This is a genomic window from Neisseria sp. P0021.S006, from assembly GCF_051956895.1.
Map to the genome: position 1 here is coordinate 1 of NZ_JBQCWZ010000466.1, position 1,073 is coordinate 1,073.

The following is a 1,073-nucleotide window of genomic DNA, read 5'->3' on the forward strand; positions in this document are numbered from 1 at the left end:
AGGATATATCATGCACACAGAATCCGTTCTAACCCTCCTCAAAACACTGCAAAACCAAATCTGCGCCGCGCTGGAGCAAGAAGATGGCGAAGCCAAATTTGTGCATGAAGTATGGACTGGGAAGCTGGGTATCGGCGAAACCCGTGTATTGAAAAACGGCGCAGTATTCGAGCAGGCCGGTGTGAATTTTTCGCATGTAAAGGGAACAAAAATGCCGGCTTCTGCTACGGCCCATCGTCCGGAATTGGCAGGCGCGGCGTTTGAAGCCATGGGCGTGTCGCTGGTCATTCATCCGAAAAATCCTTATGTTCCGACCAGCCATGCCAATGTGCGCTTTTTTATTGCCTACCCTGAAAATGCCGAGCCGGTTTGGTGGTTTGGCGGCGGCTTTGATTTGACGCCGTTTTATCCTTTTGAAGAAGATATCGTGCATTGGCACACAGTGACTCGGGACGTATGCGCGCCATTTGGAGAATCGGTTTATCCTGAATTCAAACAATGGTGTGACGAATATTTCTATTTGAAACACCGTAACGAAACACGCGGCGTGGGCGGCCTGTTTTTTGACGATTTAAACCGCTGGGATTTCGATACCTGCTTGAATTTTATCAAGGCAGTCGGGGAAGGCTATATCGCAGCGTATCTACCGATTGTGGCCAAACGCAAAAATACGCCTTATGGAGAACGTGAACGAGATTTCCAACTCTACCGTCGCGGACGCTATGTGGAATTTAACTTGGTTTGGGACAGAGGCACGCTGTTTGGCCTGCAAAGCGGCGGTCGTACGGAAAGCATTTTGATGTCCATGCCGCCTTTAGTACGCTTCGAGTATCAATATGCGCCGGAAGAAGGTTCTCCAGAAGCCGCATTAAATCAATTTTTGGTAGCGCGAGACTGGCTGCAGGAATTCGGAAAATAATATCTGTTTGCAATCAGGCCGTCTGAAAAGCTGTTTTTAATCATAAATCCTGCTTTTTCAGACGGCCTTTGCTTCAATTGCTTTGAATTTGCATACCTTTGCCTATTGCGCTGTTTCATCTCTATAGAGTTTTTGAGACAATGCGCCCATATAA

The 1,073-nt window shown here is 47.6% G+C and carries 1 protein-coding gene; it reads left to right on the plus strand.

The features are described from left to right. Positions 1-10: 10 nt before the first annotated feature. On the plus strand, positions 11-919 hold the full coding sequence (gene hemF / locus ACTHUM_RS15020) for an oxygen-dependent coproporphyrinogen oxidase (protein ID WP_063075822.1): 909 nt from the start codon (positions 11-13) through the stop codon (positions 917-919). The last annotated feature ends 154 nt before the right edge of the window (positions 920-1,073 follow it).

Excerpts from the sequence above, each read along its gene's own strand:
- hemF (WP_063075822.1), top strand. The coding sequence starts at position 11 with ATGCACACAGAATCCGTTCTAACCCTCCTCAAAACACTGCAAAACCAA.